Origin of the sequence: Variovorax sp. Varisp36 (assembly GCF_047304235.1) — a bacterium.
Taxonomy (GTDB): domain Bacteria; phylum Pseudomonadota; class Gammaproteobacteria; order Burkholderiales; family Burkholderiaceae_C; genus Variovorax.
In genome coordinates this window covers 1-1,881 of record NZ_JBGLYU010000096.1, presented here as the reverse complement: position 1 = coordinate 1,881, position 1,881 = coordinate 1, and the positions used below count along the sequence as shown (strand labels likewise).

1 protein-coding gene is annotated in these 1,881 nt (G+C 67.8%); it reads right to left on the bottom strand.

All coding sequences use genetic code 11. The features are described 5' to 3' along the window. Positions 1 to 1,881 (bottom strand): condensation domain-containing protein (locus ACCD11_RS28300; protein WP_413316449.1); only part of this gene is annotated, 1,881 nt, incomplete at both ends.

Sequence of the window (1,881 nt, the reverse complement as noted above, 5' to 3'; positions counted from 1 at the left end):
GGATCGCCAGGATGCCCACCACCATCTCGATGGAACGCTCCACCGCGATGCCCACCTTCGTCTCGGGCTTCACGCCCCGGGCGATCAACCGGTGTGCAAGGCGGTTGGCCTGTGTGTTGAGTTCGCCGTAGCTCAGCGTTTGCTCGCCGAAGCACAGCGCGGGTGCTTCGGGGCGTGCGCGCACTTGCCGTTCGATCAGCCGATGGATCGGCTCGCCCGCCTCGGCTGCCTGCCTGCACGCACCCCACGAGGCCAGTTGCGCACGCTCCGCATCGCCCAGCAGCGCCACGTCGCCCACCGTCTGCTCGGGGTGGTCGGCAAAGGCGTTCAGCACGGCGAGGTAATGGTCCGCCATGCGCTCCATGCTCCGCGGCTCGAACAATTCCGCTGCATAGCGCAGGCTCGCCCGCACGCGGCCATCGGCGTCCTCTGTGGTTTCCAGCGTCAGTTCGAACTGCGCCGCCTGCACCCCCAGGTCGCACTCGGTCAACGTCAGGCCGGGCATGCCCTGCAGCGCAGCAGCGTCACCCCGCTGATGGTTGAACAGCACCTGGAACAGCGGGTTCGCGCCAGGAACTCGTTCCGGCTGCAGCGCTTCCACCAGTTGCTCGAAAGGCAAGTCCTGATGCGCCTGCGCGCCGAGGGCCGCGTCTTTCGCGCGGGCCAGCACCTGCGACAGGCTTTCGCGGCCGTCCAGCACGTTGCGCAGCACCTGCGTGTTGACGAAGAAGCCGATGACGTTCTCGGTCTCCGCCCGGTGCCGGTTGGCAATGGGCACGCCCACGCAAATGTCCGGCTCGCCGGTGTAGCGGTTCAGCAGTACCTGGAAGCCTGCAAGCAGGCCCATGAAAAGCGTCGCGCCCTGGGCCTGCAAGCGCTTGTGCAGCTTGCGAACCAGATCGTTCGGCAGTTCGAAGCCGTGCCGTACCGCGGTGTAGCGGCCATCCGCGTTGCGTGCGCGGTCGGTAGGCAGTTGCAGCACGGGCTGACCGGTGCCGAGGTGCTGCTTCCAGTACGCCAGCTGGCGATCCCGCTCGCCGGCCTCCAGCCAGTCGCGCTGCCATGCGGCGTAGTCGGCGTACTGGATCGGCAGTGGCGGCAGTGCTGCGGTCGCGCCTTGCATGTGCGCGCCGTACTGGGCGACGAACTCGTCGACCACGACCTGCATCGACCAGCCGTCGGACACGATGTGGTGCATCACCACGACGAGCATGTGTTCCTCGGGCGCCAGGCGGATCAGGCCAACACGCAGCAGCGGGCCTTCAGCCAGGTCGAAGGGCGTGTGGCTCAGGCGCGAAGCTTCTTCGTTGCTGCGCGCTTCGCGCTCTTGCTCGTTGCGCAGCGCCGAGAGATCGACCACAGCGATGTCGAGCGGAGCGGCTTCGCGGATCACCTGCTCGGCCAGGCCTTGCGCGTCGACGCGGAACACGGTGCGCAGCGACTCGTGGCGCTGCACCAGCGCGTCGAAGCTCGCGCGCACGGCGCTCACGTCAAGCGAGCCCGCCAGCTTCAGCGCGCCGCTGATGTGGTACGCCGTGCTCTGTGGGTCGAGCTGCCACAGGAACCATTGGCGCATCTGCGCATGGGACAGCGCCAGCACGCCGGCACGCTGCGCCGCCGTCAGCACGGGGATCGCTTGCGTTTCCGAAGGCTGGCCGCCCTGCACGGCGCGTGCGATGCGAGACAGGCTCTGGTGTTCGAACACCTGACGTGGGTTCAGCGGCACGCCGGCCCTGGCCGCGCGCGCGGTCACCTTGAGGCTCAGGATGGAATCGCCGCCGAGCTGGAAGAAGTTGTCATGGCGGCCGACCTTCTCGACCTGCAGGACTTCAGCCCAGATGGCTGCGAGGGCCTGTTCGACTTCGCCTTCGGGCGCTTCGT